The sequence below is a fragment of the Dehalobacter sp. genome (assembly GCF_030063005.1).
Taxonomy (GTDB): domain Bacteria; phylum Bacillota; class Desulfitobacteriia; order Desulfitobacteriales; family Syntrophobotulaceae; genus Dehalobacter; species Dehalobacter restrictus.
Window position 1 is genome coordinate 1 of the sequence record NZ_JAPDHR010000059.1, and the last position, 18,695, is coordinate 18,695.

Genomic DNA, 18,695 nt, shown 5'->3' on the forward strand with positions numbered 1-18,695 from the left:
AGAGAGTGATAAACTAAGCCATTACATATAAGAATTGAAAAACCAGGAGAATGAGTCAATATATCTCATCTTCTGGTTTTTTGGTTGTGTGGTTTAAGCGAAAAACAAAGTGTTTTTCAGTGGCCTCTGAACAGCATGTTCTTTTTTGGTTTTCCTTTGGGACTTCCCCTTTTCATTGGCGCATACAGGCCGAGATACCGTTACAGAACCTGGTGGTGGTAAAAGTCACTCCCCAAAAGCTATAAAGAAAGATGGCTGATTAGGTTTTCCAAATCAGGCGGAACAGGGGCCTGTATTTCAATTAACTTTCCGTCCATGGGATGGCAAAACGAGACGGATCTGGCATGCAAGGCCTGTCTGGGTATCAGGGAGGAGCGCTTCCCGTACATTCTGTCTCCGAGCACAGGATGGCCACGTGAGGAGAGATGAACGCGAATCTGGTGTGTTCTTCCGGTTTCAAGGGTAAGCTCCAACAGAGAATAATTTTCAAAAGTCTTGATCGTATTGTAATGGGTAAGCGCACGCTCCCCCTGATCATGAACAGCCCGCCGGTTCGGCAGTGTTGGATGCGGTCCGATCGGTGCGTCAACAGAACCGGATGGCGGCTCAATTCTTCCCCGGACCACTGCGTAATATTTTCTTTTCAGCCTCCCATCCTGTAACTGTTTTTCCAGTTCAGACTGGGTTCGTGCATCTTTGGCAAATACCACACAGCCTGTAGTATCCCGATCTAGACGATGTAAAGGACGAATGGTAATTGTCTCTCCATTTTCCCGAAAGTACTCCGCCAGATAGTTAGCCAGCGTTCCGCCGGTTGTTTGCCCTGCTGGATGCACCAACATGCCGGCTGGTTTATATAAAATAATAAGTGCCGGATCTTCAAACAAAATGTCAATCGATCCCGGCTCAGGCTTAACCCCAAAGAACTGATCTTCCAAAACGAGAACATCCAAGATGTCCCCACTTTTTATCTTTTTCTGAAGATAAGCATTTCTTTTATTGAGACGCACTCCGCCTGCTCTGGTCAGCTTTTGAATCTTTCTGCCGGGACATTGTAAAATACTTTTCAGATACTGCTCGACAGTCAAGCCCTGATGTTCTTCCGTAATCCGAAATGTTTGGAATTTCTTCATAAGATCCCTCTCTCATGTCTTTTGACCATGCTTTTCCTTCACCATTTTTGACCGCGATCTGGTTAATAATAATTTAATTAGATTCAAAACATTGATTAAATTCCGGAGCATCAATTGAATTATAAATAATAATTGTATTTGGGTATCGATTGATGTCTTGAATACTTGACAGTAGGACCGATCGGAATTAGAGATAGCAGATTCTGTCGGGAGAAGATGCAAATCCAATGTCCCTATGCTAAAATAAGTCATATTAAATCCATGTGATAAGGGGAGACGGAATTGCTTTATTTTGATAATGCCGCAACTTCCTGGCCGAAACCCGAGGTGGTCTACGAAACCCATGACCGGGTCCTGCGTCAGGGAGGGAGTGCCGGACGCGGTGTCAATCAATCTTCTCTGCGCGCCGGGCGGGAGCTTCTTCATACCAGAAAGGCTTTAAGCCGCTTGTTTGGCATCGCAAATACTGAGAGAATTGTTTTTACGCAGAATATCACCGAATCGCTCAATGTGGGACTTCATGGACTTCTTCAGACTGGGGATCATGTTCTGATCAGCTCCCTTGAACATAATGCCGTTGTCCGTCCGCTGGAATATCTCAAAAAGAGCGGAATTTCCTATACAATTGTTCCGTGCAGCCGGGAGGGTTTTTTGGATCCTGCTATCGTGGAATCTAATTTCCAGCCCAATACCCGCCTGCTTTGTTTTACGCATGCCTCGAATGTGCTGGGCACGATTCTTCCAATCAAGCAGCTCGGACAAATCGCTAAAGCGCACCATTGCCTGTTTATGGTGGATGCGGCCCAGACTGCCGGCGTGATACCAATTGACGTGGAAGACCAGCACATCGATTTTTTAGCCTTTACCGGGCATAAGAGCCTGTCGGGACCTCAAGGGGTTGGCGGATACTATGCCAGGCCAGATCTTGTTTTGAATCCCCTGATTTATGGAGGGACAGGCCTTCATTCCCTGACCCTTGAACAACCGGATATCTGGCCGGAAGGGATGGAGAGCGGCACACGGAATATCCCGGGAATCGCGGCCCTTGGGGCTGCGGTAGAATTCATATTGCATGAGGGTCTCCCCAAGATCCGCAGCCATGAACTTCAACTGATGTCTATCCTGCTTGAAGGATTGGAATATATCCCGGAAATCCAAATTCTGGGGCCCTGTGACATCAATGCGAGAGTCGGCCTGGTGTCCTGTGTTTTCCGGAATCATACCCCTGACAGCGTGGCTCTGGAGCTGGACCGCCGCTTTGATATTGTTACCCGCTCCGGACTGCATTGTGCCCCCTTAGCCCATCAAACAGCTGGAACCATTGATCGCGGAGCATTGCGCATCAGTATCAATTATTCTCAAACAGAGTCGGATATAGCGGCGTTATTGGCTGCTTTAAACACCATATTGGGAGGTTCAATGTGACAAGTTCGGAAAATGTCGCCCTTGTTTTCAGGTCCGTTCATCAGACGCTTGAAGCAGAAGATCTTTTGAATTCAGGCAGCTGGCCTTTTGTCCTGATACCGGTCCCTCCCTCAATTAACCAGGGCTGCGGGCTCGCGATCCAGATCGCCTGCTCCGACCAGCAGGGTGTTGAAGCGTATTTGGAGCAGCATGACATTCTCCCACTCAAAGCTGTCCGTATGGATTGATGATTATTTTTTGCTTCAGGGATCATATTAAATTTTGGATTTAAGATGTATGATTCTTGTCTTTTTGTATAAATGAATATTGGATATTGAAAGGAGCATTTTTTATGGGTTACGTATTGTTGGTTACAAGTAAAGGTTTCGGTAAAGGTGAAGAAATCCTAGGAGAAAAATTAATGTATTCCTATCTCTACAGTCTGAGCGAGGGAGACCATTTGCCCTCTCATATTTTATTCCTGCACGAGGGCGTCAAGCTGGTCACGGCAGATGCCCCAGTTCTGAACATTTTAAAGACTTTAGTCGATAAAGGGGTTACCATTTATGCCTGTGGCATCTGCCTGGACTTCTACAACCTGAAGGATCAGGTCAAGGTAGGTGAAATCGGCAACATGTATCTGAATATGGATATTATGGCCGAGGCTGAGAAAGTAATTACCCTTGGGTAACATCCGTTCAGTTATGCCGCAGGAATATACTGTTTAAGCAAAAATGACTTACGATATTACTTGCTTCACCCAGTTGGCAGCACGTTCCAACTCACCATGTTTCAGTGGTCCTTCAGAGTTTTTAACATAAAATCCTTCAGGAGGGAAAATTCATATTTCCTCCTTTTTCTTTAGCCGCTCAGCAATTGATTTCGCAGTATAGCCAACGATCTTGACCTTGTTCAATAAATATCTGTATCTTGTTACTCTTAAACGATTTTAATGATGATGACTGTGCGGTTCCGGATCTACTCCGCTAACCATTACTGTACGGTAGTCACAGCCGATATAGGTCTGCTTTCCGCCCGGCAGGTCTAATGTGCAGTCGGAAGAATCCTCCGTCCAGTCTTCGACAAGCGGTTCCAGCAGATCGATGATCGTCTCCAGCCCGTTTTCCTCTTCGTCAATAACCTCAATGGTCGCAAAACCGTAAGCCGAGGAGTTATTACCATGAATCTCAAACGGGACCAGTTCGCAGTCCTCCGGCAAAAGTGCGAGCACCTTCTGGACATGTTTCTTTTTTAGGCCGCTTTCTGCAGGCACCATCCATGCCGCTGCATGATAGGTTGACAATGGGATAACCTCCTTACCCAGTAACAGGTTTTTTCAGATAATTATATTACTTAAGTGTCTGACAAGGCAAATTTTATTGATAGATGATTATAACACTTGGGTAAAATTTGAATTGACATAATTTTCAGATAATGATAATATTGACCCTAAGCATCTAATCGACAAAACAAAAGGAGCCGAAATTTTCATGCTATCTCAAGAAAGAATTGAAAAGCAATCTCAACTTAATCATGACACCATTCATACTTTTGAAGCAATTGTCGGGAAAAGCCGGCCTATCGTACAGGCCATTGATTTTGCCAGGAATATCAGCAAGTCTACATATAATGTTCTGCTAAATGGTGAAAGTGGGACAGGAAAAGAGATATTTGCTCAGGCAATTCATCATGATTATTGTCCTGAAGGGCCTTTTGTCGCCCTTAATTGTGCTTCTATACCCAGAAATTTAATTGAAAGTGAATTATTCGGCTATGAAGGAGGGGCTTTTACCGGAGCCAACAAAAACGGTCAGCCCGGTAAAATAGAGGCTGCCAATGGCGGAACTTTGTTTTTGGATGAAATCGGGGATATGCCTTTGGAAGTCCAGCCTGTATTATTACGTGTCCTCGAGGACAAAAGAGTCGTCAGGATCAACAGCAGCAAGTACACCACGGTAAACTTCAGACTTATCGCCGCAACTAACCAGAACCTGTTTCAAATGGTACAGGAAAAAACATTTCGAAGCGATCTATATTTCCGTTTATCCGTTTTAGCGATCGACATACCCCCGTTGCGGGACAGAGGAAAGGATATTCTCCTGCTCGCGCATTATTTTTTGGATCAGATCAGTAAAGAACTACAATGTGAACCACCCAAATTAAGTTTTGAGGTCTATAAAGCGCTTGTGGAATATACCTGGCCCGGAAACATCAGGCAGTTAAAAAATGCGATGGTGTATGCGGTCTTTAAAGCCAAAAACGGCATACTGAATATCGGAGACCTTCCGAATGAAATCAAACACAGGCAAACCACCGTAAGTGTAACACAAAGCAATGATCCGCTGCCTTTAAGGGATATACAAAAAGAAGCCATTATGCATGCTTTGTGTAAAAATAAAAACAAAGACGAAGCGGCCAGAGAGCTGGGCTTATCAAAATCAACATTGTACAGAAAAATCAAGGAGTATGGTCTTAAGTAAAATATACCAGGGCGCGCAAACGCCCTAGTTATAGAGCTTCCGTTGGAAAACGGCAATAAGTTGAGAGCAAAAAAGCAGCCCACATTCAGGGGGCTACTTTTTTTGTTAAAAACTTTATTTGGCCGGCTTTTTCAGTATCTTCCGTAGGATTACCAAATACGCTTCATATTACTCAACCGTCACTGATTTAGCCAGGTTCCTGGGCTTATCGACATCGTTCCCTCTGGCGACAGAAACATAGTAGGACAGAAGCTGCAGTGGAATCACCGTTAAGAGCGGAGCAAGCTCATTGACGGTCTCCGGGATATAGAATATTTCATTAACCGACTTGTGGAAATCGGTATTTCCTTCAAACGTAAACCCGATGACCTTGGCGTCCCTGGCCTTAACCTCGATCACATTCGAGACCGTTTTCTCGTACAGGTCCCTCTGGGTTGCGAGCGCGATAATCGGTGTATCCTCTGTAATCAGCGCGAGCGTGCCATGCTTTAACTCACCTGAAGCATAGGCTTCAGCGTGAATATACGAGATTTCTTTAAGCTTCAGAGAACCTTCCTGCGCAACTGCCCAGTCCAGGCCGCGCCCGATAAAGAATGCGCTGCCCACTTCTTCAAAGTACCTGGCTAGGGTCTTAATGCGTTCAGCTCCTTCTTTGAGGATAATCTCCGCTTTATCAGGAATTTTGCCAAGTTCGGAAATAATTTCGGTGATCCATTCCTTCGGCATGGTTCCTTTGGCCTGCGTAAGATAAAGTGCAAGCAGGATCATTCCTTCGATCTGGGTCGTATAAGCTTTCGTCGAGGCCACGGCAATTTCCGGTCCCGCCCAGGTGTGGATCACATCGTGTGCTTCCCTAGCCACGGAGCTGCCGACGACATTGGTGATCGCGATAACTCTGGCTCCCTTCTTTTTTGATTCGCGCAAAGCTGCCAGGGTGTCGGCCGTTTCTCCTGACTGGCTGATTACAACGACCAGAGTTTTATCATCAATCAAAGGCGCTCTGTACCGGAACTCTGAAGCGATATCGACTTCGACCGGTATTTTGGCCCAGTGTTCAATTAGCCCTTTGCCGATCAGTCCGGCATGATACGCAGTTCCGCAGGCAACAATTGCTACTTTATTGAATAAAGCAACCTCTTTCGGGGTAAGATCCACTTCCTGCAGCACAACATGGTCGTGGTTCAGTCTTCCGGCCAGCGTGTCCCGCAGGGCCTTCGGCTGTTCAAAAATCTCTTTTAGCATAAAGTGCTCGTAACCGCCTTTTTCGGCTGCCACAGCATCCCAAGTGACTTCAAAGACGCTCTTTTCAACACATTCGCCTGTCGTAAAATCGGAGAACTTCAAACCTTCGGCCGAGACGGTCACCATTTCCCCGTCTTCCATGATGTACGTCTTTCTCGTATATTTAAGTACAGCCGGGATATCGCTCGCGACAAAATATTCTCCGTCTCCAATACCGACGATCAACGGACTGTCTTTGCGGGCTGCAACCATAACATCGGGATTCTTATAGCTCAAAACGACGACTGCATAGGACCCTTCTACCTTGGCCAGCATTTTTTTGACTGCGTCCTGGAGATCCCCTTTATAAAAATGTTCGACCAGATGAGCCAGCACTTCCGTATCCGTTTCGGAACGGAAAAGATGTCCCTCCGCAGTCAGCCATTCTCTAAGCTCGAGATAATTCTCAATAATTCCGTTATGTACAACGGCAAAATCTCCATGGCAGTCCATATGAGGGTGAGCATTCACATCAGACGGTCTGCCGTGCGTTGCCCACCGGGTATGGCCGATTCCGATTCTTGCATTGTAAGTGCGGTTGCCCAGCTTTTCCTCTAAGTTGACAAGTTTCCCAACACTCTTGGTGATCCGGATCCCGCCTTCTTCCATGACCGCTATGCCCGAGGAATCATATCCCCTATATTCAAGCTTTCTTAAACCTTCAACCAAAATTGGAACAGCCGATTTTTCTCCAAAATATCCTACAATACCACACATGTTTTTTGTTCTCCTCGTTTCAATTTTAATAATTTTTTAGTTGTTGTCTCATTCATGACGTGTTCCTATAACATTATATTTCCGTCAGCCATAAAAAATAGCCGTCAAGGACGGCTACAGATCTCTAACATACAAACATAAAGTGAGAGAAGATATAACAAGGCAAGACAAATCAAAACAAGTCAAGACCTGTTAACCCTGTTCGTGACTTCTTTCCCAACTGCTTCGCAATCGGGCGTAGAAAAGCACGGACAACTGAAGGGATTCCGCAAAGAAAACCTTCTTCCTGTTTGATCCGCTCTTGTCCCGGAAATTGCTTTCCGGATTTGCAACGAATCTAACGATGACAAGCCACCGAGAGGCACCCGCCGAAAACTTCGATTAACCTCTTCCTCGTCAACCCAAAATGGGTTCTGGCGCTACATTTCTGTGCGGAAAGATCCGCAGTGTAAACTGTATACTGTAAACCGTCAAAATTATCCACTATTCATTTTTTAGTCCCTGAACCTATTCCCAACCACCTCCTCATAAGCAGTCTATTATCTATCAATGTAACAGACCAGCAATGCTTCCGACTTTCCTATTATAATCCATATGAGAAAATAGGTACAGACTTATTTTCTCAAGATTATCTGAAGATTATCCGAAAAAAAACTTGGTTGGTGCCGGTCTATTACATTTTTATTCTATTACATTTTCCGTCAAAGGGTTCTAACCCTTTTCAGCCAAGGTCATTCTGATCGACAATACTGACCACCTTGATGACTTCTTCAGCCAGCCTGGTTAGCTCCTGCTGGTCCGGTCCTTCCAGCATGACCCGGATCAGAGACTCCGTACCGGACGGACGAACAAGGATCCTGCCATCCTCGCCCAGGCTTTCCTGAACCTCTCTGACCTTCAGGTTCACTTGCTCATTCTGCATAATCTTGTCTTTACTACCGACGCTGGTATTCACCAGGACCTGCGGGAATCGTTTCATTTGTTTGGCCAGCTCGGACAGCTTGGCTTTTTTCTCTTTTATTACGGACAACAGCTGCAGACCAGAGAGCAGCCCGTCACCCGTCGTATTGTGTTCCAGAAAAATAAGGTGGCCGGACTGTTCCCCACCGAGGATTGCGCCAGATTCCAGCAGTTTCTCCATGACGTAGCGGTCCCCAACCTTGGTCTCAAGGATCCGGATGCCAGCTTTGCGGAGAGCTTTATGCAGTCCCATGTTACTCATCACGGTTACAACCAGCGAATCATGGGCCAACTTCCCTTTATCTTTCAGGGCTCGCGCACAGATCACCATGATCGCATCGCCATCAAGAATATTGCCGTTCTCATCAACAGCAATGATCCGATCCGCGTCTCCGTCACAGGCCAGCCCGAGATCCGCACCATGCTGCAGGACTTCTTTAGCGAGCGCTTCCGGATGCGTCGAACCGCAGTGAACATTAATATTGATCCCGTCAGGCTGGTTATAGAGTGGTATGACCTCAGCACCGAGATCGGCCAGTACTTTTGGGCCCACTTCATAAGCCGCGCCGTTGGCGCAATCCAGGATGATTTTAAGCCCTTTCAGGGATACGGAGGTTTTTTTCAGGAATGCGGCATATTTCTCCGACGCATTCTCGACTTCCACAATGCTGCCAATGTCGCCGCCTGAAGGTAATTCCAGCTCATCAATCCTCTTCAGTGTATCTTCAATCTCATCTTCCAGCTCGTCCGAAAGTTTGAATCCGCTTCCGGCAAAAAATTTAATACCGTTGTCCTCATAAGGGTTATGCGACGCCGAAATGACAACACCGGCACTTGCTTCCAACGTCCGGGTCAAAAATGCGATGCCTGGCGTTGGAAGGACCCCAGCCTTCAGTACATCGACTCCCATCGAACAAATACCTGCTGCCAGCGCTGCCTCCAACATATCTCCTGATATCCGGGTATCCTTGCCAATGACAATTTTGGCTTTTTCCTGCCCTTTTCCCAAAACGTAGGCTCCTGCTTTTCCAAGTTTGAAAGCAAGCTCCGGCGTAAGCTCCGTATTTGCTTTTCCTCTGACTCCATCCGTTCCAAAAAGTCTGGCCAAATTCAAGCTCCCCTTTCATTTCCAGTCAACTTAAGGTTATATATATACTGTTAATTGGTTTATTTTTTTTGGATTTTCCAACTTTTTTTACTCTTTGGGCGTATATTGCGCCATCAATTTTTCGGCAGCCCTGAGTCCATCGACCGCCGAACTGGTGATCCCGCCGGCGTACCCAGCTCCTTCTCCTGCCGGAAACAGACCTTTCAGGTTTACGGACTGGCCTGATTCATTGCGCAGGATCCTGACAGGCGCACTCGTTCTGGATTCAATTCCAGAAAGTGTGGCTTCGGCACCGGCAAAACCTTTCATTTTCTGATCAAAGGCCAGCAGGGCTCTCTCGATCACGCTGCCGATTTCATCCGGCAAAATCGTATGCAGATCCACCGATGTATATCCCGGCCGATACGTCGGTACAAGCGAAAATTTCTTAGTCAGCCGATTCCGCAAGAAATCCTGTACCGACTGAGCGGGTACCCAGTAATTCCTTCCTCCGGCCAGAAAAGCCTTCTGCTCCCATTCTCTCTGAAAATCAATCCCTGCTAATGGGTCGCTAGAAGCAAAGTCCTTGGGACTGACTGTCACAACAACCGCACTGTTCGCAATGGCAGTGTCCCTGGAAAAGTTACTCATCCCATTGGTGACGATCCCTCCGTCTTCGGAAGAAGAGGCAATCACCTGTCCGCCAGGGCACATGCAAAACGTATAAGCGCCTCGGCCGCTGCTTATATCTTTATAGGTCAGCTGATAGTCTGCTGGACCTAGCCGAGCGTGGAAAGGGACCCCATATTGAGTCAGGTTGACATATTCCTGCCGGTGCTCGATTCGCAGCCCGACCGCCAAAGGCTTCGCTTCTAGCTGCACGCCAAGAACCTTCAGGAACTGATAAACGTCCCGCGCACTGTGTCCGACTGCTAGAATCACCGTTTCCGCCGGGATCATCTCCGCACCATCGATCTCCACAGCCTCCAGTTGATTGTTGGCGGTTTTCAAGCCGGTCACTTTGGTCCGGAAGAGCACCTCACCGCCCAAAGCTTCAATTTTAGCCCGCATTGCCGCGACGACCTTCTTCAGTATATCGGTTCCGATATGTGGTTTGGCTGCATACAGAATTTCGGGGCTGGCTCCGAATTCCACAAAACTTTCTAATACTTCCCGTACTCTTCGGTCATCAATCCGAGTGGTCAGCTTGCCGTCGGAAAATGTCCCGGCACCGCCTTCCCCAAATTGGACATTACTCTCCGGATCGAGGATTCCTGTATTCCAAAAGTGTTCAACTGTTCCACTTCTGTCTTCAACTTTGTCTCCACGTTCCAGCACCAGCGGCCTGTAGCCTTTCCGGGCCAGGGTCAACGCAGCAAAATATCCCGCAGGTCCTGTCCCCACCACAATCGGCCGGAAAGCAAGTTTGGACGCCGGGTAGCCATTTAGCGGGTGCTCCGGGACAAACACTTTTTCTTTCAGCCGCGGATAATGGGCCATTGCTTTTCTTAATTCCGGACCGGAAATCTGAGCACAAAACTCAACGATATAAACAAAAAAAAGCTCCGGCTTTTGGCGTGCGTCAACAGAACGCCGTAGTATCCGCAGGTTATTGATCTTTTCGCGTGTCACTCTTAATCTGCGGGCCAGAATATCTGGCAGTTCGCCCTCATCCTGGTCCACAGGCAGCTTTAGATCCGACCAAATCAGATTCAATCTATCCAACTCTATTCTTTATTATCTCCGGAAGTTGCTGTGCTTGCCTTCAGAACAAGCTGCACTTTGGGTATGCTAACCATTGTCACCCCGGATGGGACTTCCCACAGTACCGATACGTCGGAGTATGTCCCTTCCTTCAGGCCTTTAGCATCTATCCAACAGGAAATATCCTCTTGTTTCAGCGCTTTAAGAATATCCGGATATCCGCTGACCGTGACATCAATCGGCTGAATGTTATCAGCAGTCAGTCCGTCGGGAATATTTTTAATCCCGACCGGTATCCCTTTCAGGATCTCATTCTCCGCTTTGGCACCGACATAAACCATGACGCTGATTTTTGTTCCCTTACTGAAAGACACTCCTTTGGGCAAAGCAATTGAATTCAGGGAAACATTAATGGTTTTGGTGCTGGTAATTCTGCTGATATCAATGGTCCCAAGATTTAAATATTCGACCGCTTCAAGTTCTTCCTCTTTACCAACGAGCTGAACCTGTGACGGAAGAGGAGTCACGAGCCGTACTTCCATTCCATCCGCAGGTGTCCCTTTAGTTACCACCCGGAGCGGCACAGTTTTACTCGCCGTCCCTTTTGCATATACCGGCATGATTACCTCAACAGTATCAGGAAAAGCCTGCAGTGTGGGGTACGGATTCGCGTCAAAAATCCCCGCATTTTGGTTATCAGTAAAGTAGACCGGCCTAACCACACTTTTGCTCTCTGTGAGATCTGTAAATTCTACATCGACGGTGACGCTTGTAAGGTTGGCCAGGACCGACGCAGGTCCCCGTACATTGACCACGGAAGGAGTGAATAACAGTTCGCCTGCCACATAGCCGGAAGCCGGTTCACCCTTAACGTTGGCCTGAACCTTGACAATCTTGTCTTCAAGCCGATCCAGCTTTAATGTCACTGTTTTCGGACTGATTTCTTCAACTTTTATACCTTCCGGTGCATTAATTTGAACATCATAGGTGGATTCCCCGGCTACAGCGTCTTTGAGGTCGACATAAGCAACCAGGTCTTTGACACTGCTTTCTTGGGAGGAACTGTCAATCCTGATCGTAATCGTCGGAACCGGCGATATGATCCCAATATTGGAGGGCTGGTTGTAAAACACCAGCTGCCGGGTATCAATATTCTTTGAAAAAATTGAGGAATTATTCTGGCTGGTCAGCCATATCCAGAAAACAATCGCCAGGACCAGAGAGATCACTTTATATCCAAGGTTTCGCCGTAAAATATCACGTATTGGCATTGTTGTCACCTCTTCGGAACAGATTGTGCCCGGAAGCTTTTTCGACCAGTATCTCATTCTTTAAAAGATCGCGGAGGCTCTTTTCATCGAGGAAGCGAGTGAGCCTGCTGTTTTTGGCCGTAGAAACGACACCAGTTTCTTCAGATACGATAATAACCAGCGCATCTGATACTTCTGAAAGCCCTAAAGCAGCTCTGTGTCTGGTCCCCAAATCCTTCTGCAGCCCGTTATCCTGGGTCAAAGGCAAAAAACAGCCTGCAGCCGCAACTCTGTCCCCACGGATAATCACCGCGCCGTCATGGAGCGGCGACTTTGGAATAAATAGGTTGACCAGGAACTCTGAAGAGACAACCCCATCAATTTTAACACCGGTCTCAACATATTCCTGAATCCCGGTTGTTTTTTCAAGGACGATCAAAGCGCCAATGCGGCTTTGCGATAAAACCTGACTGCACCTGACAATTTCCTCGATCAGCTTCTTATACTCCTCAGGTCCGGTTGTCGCCGGGTGCATGGTAATAAACTTACCTCTACCAATCTGTTCCAGGGTCCTTCTTAACTCAGGCTGAAAAACGACAGGCAGCGCAACCACCAGCATGGTCCAGACTTTTTCCACCATCCAGTTCAGCGTTGTAAGTCCAAGCTGCCTTGCAATCAAAGAAATGACCATAAACACAAAAAGACCCTTGATTAATTGGACGGCCCTTGTTCCTTTAATCAGCATAAGCAATTGATAGATAATGATCGCGACAACGACAATATCTACGAAATCTTTCCATTGAACCATTTGTGCAAACGTCTGCAGATATGCCACTGTCTCACTCCTTAAAAATAGATCAATGGATCATGATTCTACATTAATCCCTAAATTCCTTGCCTGACAGAAAAAATTCCCTTAAAATTGAACTTACAATAAACTGCAAGGGAGTATTGTTCGCGATGGATATCAAAGATTGGCAAAAAGAAGTCGATAATTGGATTTCCCAATTTGAAGAGGGTTACTGGCAGCCCTCTTCGATGATGCTCCGGCTGATCGAAGAAGTTGGCGAGCTGGCCAGAGAGGTTAATCATCGTTACGGAGAAAAACCCAAGAAACCGTCCGAGCAGGAGGGTGATCTTGCGCTGGAAATGGCCGACATTCTGTTTATCATCATATGTATGGCCAATTCGCTTCAGATAGACCTTGAAAAATCCTTTGAAGGAATGATGGAAAAATACCGTCTCCGGGATAGCGACCGCTGGACCAGAAAACAGCCGGAATGACTAGCCGGGCGCATTTACAACAAGTACCATTTTATACCTTTTTCTGTAATTAGTAAAATATTTTTTATTCACCCTACCCAGTACTTGGCAAAATCTATTGACCATCAATATTTCATTATGCTAAAGTAGGCTGAGATACATATTTTATTAGACTTGGCGCAAACTTATCTAATACCCCTGGACGCAGGGGTATTTTTCTATCTAAGTTAGAGATTTTATCAATTGTCAAAAAATTTCATTTAAAGACAGCTAATAAAATTTGCTAAATTGGTTAAAGCTAAAGACAGAATTTTAATTTAGGAGGGAATGACGATGCGGGAAGGCTTGATACCCAGCGCATTAGGAACTGCAGTCACAGCAGCCGGTGTTGCCTTAAGGGTCAAAGATATGAAAAAAAACGGTATGAACAAAAGGGAAGTATATCCCCTAATCAGTGCCGGAATCATCGGGTTTGGTCTAGCCCATATGATATTGGGCGGGATTGACTTATATGAACACCGCTTTTAATTTAAGGAGGTCTTAAGCCGTGGACAGTGTCATGCATATGGATTTTGCCCAACTTGATCAGACCCAGCTAAATCAGGTCAAACAAGCTGAATCAACCCTGAATTCTCAATACAAAGCTAACAATGAAGAACTGGTCTTATTGGCTTTTAAAAAAAGCAAGTAAGAACCAGCTGCCCGGCAAAAGATTCGCCCAAAGAAAAAACCAGATAATTCATGCTGTCTGGTATTTCTTTGGGCTTATTTTCTCTTCATTTTAATTATTATTATTTATTTGGATTTTTTTGTTCTTCGATTATGATTCGGCTGTCAGATAGGCTATCGCAGCTTCGCAGATCTCCTTGCAATAAATGAGTCCTTTTCCGCGGTTTAACTCCGAAATGATTTCCTGTTTCGACTGGGCTGCCCTGTATGCTCTATCACTTGCCATCGCATCGATAGTATCCGCGACTCTGATAATTTTGGCTTCAAATCGTATTTCCTGCCCCTTTAAACCGCGGGGATACCCCGAGCCATCCATATTTTCATGGTGCTCAAGAATGATTTCAGCGATCGGCCATGGGAAATTGACCCTAGATATTGCCGCCCAACCAATTTCGGGATGCATCCGGATGACCGCAAATTCTGAATCAGTTAATTTTCCGGGTTTCAGGAGAATGTCTGAGGGGATGCTTATTTTCCCAATATCGTGAAGTCGTGAAGCAATACTAATTGGCTTTAATTGTTCCTCCTTGACAATACCTAAATTCCTCGCTATTTGGAGGGCCAGACGCTGTGTCCTTATCTGATGGTTCAAATCCCAGGGATCATTCATTCCAATCCCCCCTTCATCAGTATATGGACAAGCATCAAATAAGGGAACAAATTGCCGCTAGCAAATGTGGAATTATAATCGATAAACTTGCGTTTTTCGATTATAATGGAATCAGGATAGGATAGCACAGCGAAAGAGAGGTCGTTCAATGAAACGCTTCAGAAAAAGGCTTTTAAAAGCACTGTCCTATCCGGATGTAAATATTAAGAAGACCTATAAGATCTACCGGAAAGTCCAGAAGGTTGTACATCCATATTTTAAGCCGCTGTACAATTTATTGGACCATAAGATCATTGTTGCTTCAAGAGAAATCCCGGTGCGCATTTTTCGTCCTGAAAACCAAGAAATCCCCAGAGTTCTAATCTTCTTTCACGGCGGAGGCTGGGTTACTGGAGACATTGATTCCTACACCAATGTCTGTGCCAAAATGGCGGATCAGACCAATCATACGGTTATTTCCGTAGATTATCTTTTAGCGCCGGAAAACCCCTTCCCAGCTGGCATTGAGGAATGTTATCATGTTGCCAGGGAGTTATCCTTACGCTATGATCTGCTGCAATGCAGTCCCAAGGATATTACCTTGATTGGGGACAGTGCGGGCGGCAATCTGGCAGCAGCCGTGTCTTTAATGGCCAGAGACAGGGGTGAATTTCTGCCCCCCCGTCAAATACTCATCTATCCCGCAACCTATATTGATCATAGCCCAAGCTCTCCATTTCCGTCTATACGGGAAAATGGTACAGATTATATATTAACTGCCAAACGCATTCAGGATTATATGGATCTATATGTCCAAAGAGAAGAAGACCGCAACAACCCTTACGCGGCACCACTCTTAGCTAAAGATTTATCGAATCAGCCCCAGACACTGATTATCACGGCTGAATTTGACCCACTCCGCGATGAGGGGGAGGCTTATGGAATACGTCTGAGGGAATCCGGCAACGATGTCAGGATATATCGAATGAAAGACGCTGTTCATGGTTTCTTCTCGCTGGCATGGAACACGGAGCACCTCATCACATGCTATAAGGTGATTAATTCTTTTTTAGATGGCAGTACATTGTCAACCTAAAAATTATAATATGATGGCAAGCAGATTCTCAATATTCTAATTTTTGGGTTAACATAGTACGATATCAGAAAGGTGATCGAATGAGACAGCGAAAGAGCGTTGAGTGGACTAGACTGGATAATGCCTCTAAGATCTTTCCGGCAACATGCAGCAATAAAGACACGAAAGTATTCCGGCTCGCCTGTGAACTCTATAACGCTGTAGATCCTGAAATGTTGCAGGAAGCCCTGAATATCACGATGGATTATTTTCCGTTTTACAAATCCGTCTTAAGGAAAGGCGTATTCTGGTATTATTTTCAGACCAGCGACCTACATCCTGTAGTTGAAAGGGAGTCTGATCCGGTCTGTGCGCCGATCTATCTTGATGACAGAAAGAATTTGCTTTTCCGTGTGTCCTATTACCATAACAGAATCAATCTGGAAATTTTTCATGCTTTATCTGACGGTACTGGGGCGCTCTGGTTCATGAAAACCCTGGTCTATCATTATATCCGTCTGCGGCATAAGGAAGCCTTTGCGGACCAAATCCCTGAATTCAAGCCAAACGCCTCGATCAGCGAAAAAATGGATGACAGTTTCGGCAGGTATTTTGAAGGCCGGGATCTGGATATTCTGAAGCTGATGGATAACCCGAACAAAGCGAAAACAGCCCGGACTTATCGCATCCGTGGAACCAGGCTGGATGAAAACAAAGTGAAAGTAATCGAAGGTTCGATGTCTGCCAAGGAAGCTTTGGGATTAGCACATAAATATAATGCTACTTTGACTGTTTTTATTGCCGCCTTGTTTATTTATGCCCTACATAAAGAAAGGCCTGTACGCACGAAGAATGATCCCGTGGTTTTGTCCGTCCCGATTAATTTGCGGAATTTTTTCCAATCTGAGACAACCAGAAATTTTTTCAGCACGATGAATATTGGTTATCCCTTTGGCCAAGAAAGCCCCGATTTTCAAGACGTGATTCGAGGTGTAAGTGAGGACTTCCGAAAAGAGCTTACTGCAGAAAGCTTAAATCAACGCTTAAATCAATTAATGTCAATTGAAAAGAATCTTCTGACCCGGATTATTCCTTTGCCTTTCAAGGATTATTCACTGCGCCTGGCCAGTAAAATTGCTGACAGGGGGATCACTGCGGCAATAACGAATATTGGTCAAATCTTGCTTCCAGAAGAATTCAAACGCTATATTCGGCAGTTTAGCCTTTGCAGCAGCGCCAGAATGCCTCATATCAGCATATGCTCCTACAATGACAGGCTGGCTGTAAGTTTTAGTTCACCCTTCCGGGAAACTGAAATTCAACGTACTTTTTTTGAGTTCCTTTCGGAAAACGGCATCGACATTGAAATTACATGCAATCTTTAATCGAGTTAACAGAGAGGATCATCTTTATGCAATATTGCAGTCATTGCCAGGTCCGCATACGCGGCAATAAAAGAAATTGTCCCCTATGCGGAAATATTCTGCCGGGACACGATGGTGCCTACGATCAGCAGGAAATCTATCCGGTGGTTCCTCCTTTCTATGAACGGCATCTGGCCTTGCGGATTATGATCTTTGCCTCTGTCGTTGCTCTGGTCGTCAGTTTTATGGTCTATGCGTTATTCCCCTCGAGTATAAACTGGCCTGTTTTTGCTTTATTCGGCCTCATCAGCATGTGGCTGAGTTTAATTATCGTCATCAAGAAAAGGCATCACATTACCAAGAATATCATGTGGCAGGTAACCATTTTATCTTTTCTCAGTGTTATCTGGGACTGGGGAACCGGCTGGCGGGGCTGGTCCCTAGACTTTGTTGTTCCTATTTTGTTTGTCTCCGCCATGTTTGTGCTGTATGTAACGGCGAAAATTATGAAGCTCAGGGCCAGAGATTACATTACTTATTTTCTGTTAGATGGTCTTCTCGGCATCATTCCGGTAATATTCCTCTTGTTTGACTGGATTCATGTGCTATACCCTTCCGTAATCTCTGTTGCCGTCAGCATCATATTCCTCTCTGCGATCCTGATCTTTCAAGGGGAAAATATCAAGGCAGAACTAGCCAAACGCATGCATATTTAACATGGTTGCAACCCAAATATTACCAATGTATATTATGCCTATCCACATAGACGATTACCACTTTCACAGGAAACTCTGTCTATAAATATATTAGTAAAGGGCTGCAAAATGATAATCAGAAAAAATGGATTTACAAAAGACGATCTATGTCTTATGTTGAGCGAAACTACTACAAAAATCGTACAGAATATTGAAGATCGATGCGGAAAACTAAAGTCCTTCGATCTGAACTTCAATTTTGAGAAGTCACAATACCGGCTCACTGATCGGGACATAGGAGCATTCCGAAGCAGGAGCCAAAAGGATGACATTTAGAATAAATTCGGATATTAAAAAAGCATCCAGATTCGTTCTACCTGCTGCTTATTTTAGCAATTAGCAAAATAGGGGCTGCTGAAAACTATCAAAACCTGCATGGACCTTGGTAATCAATGGTATTTTGCGCTAAAATAGTACATGCATAAACTTTATTAAAAAGTCTTGCGTTTTGGTGCAGGTTTTGATGCACAAGTAAAAAAGGTCAACTTCAAAGGTCAATTTGTAAAACTGAGTAAAAACTATTAATAAATTGTAAATTTTTCTGACACACAATACGCATACAAACACAAAAACAACCTCCAAGGAAAAACCCTAGAGGTCTTGTTTCTAGTGGAGCCGATGGTCGGAATCGAACCGACGACCTGCTCATTACGAGTGAGCTGCTCTACCCCTGAGCCACATCGGCATGTTTGGTAACCCATAAGCTTTAACAGTATAACATAAGAAAAATAATTTGTTAAGGGTAAATTAATCAAAAATGTGGGAAAATGAAAAAATCCTCAATTGACTTTGTAAATGCAACCTATACATTACTGGGTGATTGCATTTAAATCTTCAAACAGAATAGTGGCATTAAGTCTTACAATCGAAAGTCTCCTTTTTCTTCACTCCCCCATGGGGGAGT

The 18,695-nt window shown here is 45.3% G+C and carries 18 protein-coding genes and 1 tRNA gene; 10 read left to right on the forward strand and 9 right to left on the reverse strand.

Annotated features, from left to right (window positions below):
* Positions 1-239: 239 nt before the first annotated feature.
* Complete coding sequence (locus OKX56_RS13915; RefSeq protein WP_019226808.1) at positions 240-1,133, reverse strand: RluA family pseudouridine synthase; 894 nt, start codon at positions 1,131-1,133, stop codon at positions 240-242.
* 282 nt (positions 1,134-1,415) lie between these two features.
* Here OKX56_RS13915 and OKX56_RS13920 point away from each other — a divergent pair, with 282 nt between their 5' ends.
* The 3 genes from OKX56_RS13920 to yedF all read left to right on the forward strand — a co-directional run bounded on the left by OKX56_RS13920 (position 1,416) and on the right by yedF (position 3,228).
* Positions 1,416-2,558 carry an aminotransferase class V-fold PLP-dependent enzyme gene (locus OKX56_RS13920; protein WP_019226807.1) on the forward strand — a complete coding sequence of 381 codons (1,143 nt, stop codon included), beginning with the start codon at positions 1,416-1,418 and terminating at the stop codon, positions 2,556-2,558.
* A complete protein-coding gene (locus OKX56_RS13925; RefSeq protein WP_019226806.1) occupies positions 2,555-2,785 on the forward strand; it encodes a putative Se/S carrier protein in 231 nt (76 codons plus the stop codon). The genes OKX56_RS13920 and OKX56_RS13925 overlap by 4 nt, the downstream gene beginning before the upstream one ends.
* Positions 2,786-2,889: 104 nt before the next feature.
* On the forward strand, positions 2,890-3,228 hold the full coding sequence (gene yedF / locus OKX56_RS13930; protein ID WP_019226805.1) for a sulfurtransferase-like selenium metabolism protein YedF: 339 nt from the start codon (positions 2,890-2,892) through the stop codon (positions 3,226-3,228).
* 258 nt (positions 3,229-3,486) lie between these two features.
* On the opposite strand, the gene OKX56_RS13935 is transcribed toward yedF, so the two are convergent.
* A complete protein-coding gene (locus OKX56_RS13935; RefSeq protein WP_019226804.1) occupies positions 3,487-3,840 on the reverse strand; it encodes a hypothetical protein in 354 nt (117 codons plus the stop codon).
* Positions 3,841-4,027: 187 nt separating this feature from the next.
* On the opposite strand from OKX56_RS13935, the gene OKX56_RS13940 reads away from it, so the two are divergent.
* The gene (locus OKX56_RS13940) at positions 4,028-5,017 is read left to right on the forward strand and encodes a sigma-54 interaction domain-containing protein (RefSeq protein WP_019226803.1); all 990 of its coding nucleotides are present in this window, start codon (positions 4,028-4,030) and stop codon (positions 5,015-5,017) included.
* Between the two features lie 168 nt (positions 5,018-5,185).
* On the opposite strand, the gene glmS is transcribed toward OKX56_RS13940, so the two are convergent.
* The 5 genes from glmS to cdaA form a co-directional block, all read right to left on the reverse strand.
* The gene (gene glmS, locus OKX56_RS13945) at positions 5,186-7,015 is read right to left on the reverse strand and encodes a glutamine--fructose-6-phosphate transaminase (isomerizing) (protein WP_019226802.1); all 1,830 of its coding nucleotides are present in this window, start codon (positions 7,013-7,015) and stop codon (positions 5,186-5,188) included.
* Positions 7,016-7,736: 721 nt separating this feature from the next.
* A complete protein-coding gene (glmM, locus tag OKX56_RS13950) occupies positions 7,737-9,083 on the reverse strand; it encodes a phosphoglucosamine mutase (RefSeq protein WP_019226801.1) in 1,347 nt (448 codons plus the stop codon).
* Positions 9,084-9,170: 87 nt separating this feature from the next.
* Complete coding sequence (locus OKX56_RS13955) at positions 9,171-10,778, reverse strand: NAD(P)/FAD-dependent oxidoreductase (RefSeq protein ID WP_287896921.1); 1,608 nt, start codon at positions 10,776-10,778, stop codon at positions 9,171-9,173.
* Positions 10,779-10,789: 11 nt separating this feature from the next.
* Positions 10,790-12,037 carry a CdaR family protein gene (locus tag OKX56_RS13960; protein WP_019226799.1) on the reverse strand — a complete coding sequence of 416 codons (1,248 nt, stop codon included), beginning with the start codon at positions 12,035-12,037 and terminating at the stop codon, positions 10,790-10,792.
* Positions 12,024-12,851, reverse strand: coding sequence for a diadenylate cyclase CdaA (cdaA, locus tag OKX56_RS13965; RefSeq protein WP_015043824.1), 828 nt, complete (start codon positions 12,849-12,851; stop codon positions 12,024-12,026). The genes OKX56_RS13960 and cdaA overlap by 14 nt, the downstream gene beginning before the upstream one ends.
* 125 nt (positions 12,852-12,976) lie before the next feature.
* Here cdaA and OKX56_RS13970 point away from each other — a divergent pair, with 125 nt between their 5' ends.
* The 3 genes from OKX56_RS13970 (at position 12,977) to OKX56_RS13980 (ending at position 13,970) form a co-directional block, all read left to right on the forward strand.
* Positions 12,977-13,300, forward strand: coding sequence for a nucleotide pyrophosphohydrolase (locus OKX56_RS13970; protein WP_019226798.1), 324 nt, complete (start codon positions 12,977-12,979; stop codon positions 13,298-13,300).
* A 312-nt stretch (positions 13,301-13,612) separates the two neighbouring features.
* On the forward strand, positions 13,613-13,807 hold the full coding sequence (locus OKX56_RS13975) for a hypothetical protein (protein ID WP_019226797.1): 195 nt from the start codon (positions 13,613-13,615) through the stop codon (positions 13,805-13,807).
* A 19-nt stretch (positions 13,808-13,826) separates the two neighbouring features.
* Entirely contained in the window at positions 13,827-13,970 is a 144-nt protein-coding gene (locus OKX56_RS13980) for a hypothetical protein (protein ID WP_019226796.1), read from the forward strand.
* Between the two features lie 129 nt (positions 13,971-14,099).
* Here the strand turns inward: OKX56_RS13980 and OKX56_RS13985 are convergent, their stop codons facing one another.
* Positions 14,100-14,618: an HD-GYP domain-containing protein gene (locus OKX56_RS13985; RefSeq protein WP_019226795.1), complete on the reverse strand. Its 519-nt coding sequence runs from the start codon at positions 14,616-14,618 to the stop codon at positions 14,100-14,102.
* A 148-nt stretch (positions 14,619-14,766) separates the two neighbouring features.
* Between OKX56_RS13985 and OKX56_RS13990 the strand changes: the two genes are divergently transcribed.
* From OKX56_RS13990 to OKX56_RS14000, 3 genes are all read left to right on the forward strand, one after another.
* Positions 14,767-15,693 carry an alpha/beta hydrolase gene (locus tag OKX56_RS13990; RefSeq protein WP_019226794.1) on the forward strand — a complete coding sequence of 309 codons (927 nt, stop codon included), beginning with the start codon at positions 14,767-14,769 and terminating at the stop codon, positions 15,691-15,693.
* Positions 15,694-15,773: 80 nt separating this feature from the next.
* Positions 15,774-17,057 (forward strand): hypothetical protein, encoded by a 1,284-nt coding sequence (locus tag OKX56_RS13995; RefSeq protein WP_019226793.1) that lies wholly within the window; start codon positions 15,774-15,776, stop codon positions 17,055-17,057.
* A gap of 26 nt (positions 17,058-17,083) precedes the next feature.
* The gene (locus tag OKX56_RS14000) at positions 17,084-17,752 is read left to right on the forward strand and encodes a DUF6320 domain-containing protein (RefSeq protein ID WP_019226792.1); all 669 of its coding nucleotides are present in this window, start codon (positions 17,084-17,086) and stop codon (positions 17,750-17,752) included.
* A gap of 649 nt (positions 17,753-18,401) precedes the next feature.
* Here OKX56_RS14000 and OKX56_RS14005 read toward each other — a convergent pair.
* Positions 18,402-18,476: transfer RNA gene (locus tag OKX56_RS14005), tRNA-Thr, on the reverse strand.
* Positions 18,477-18,695 lie beyond the last annotated feature (219 nt).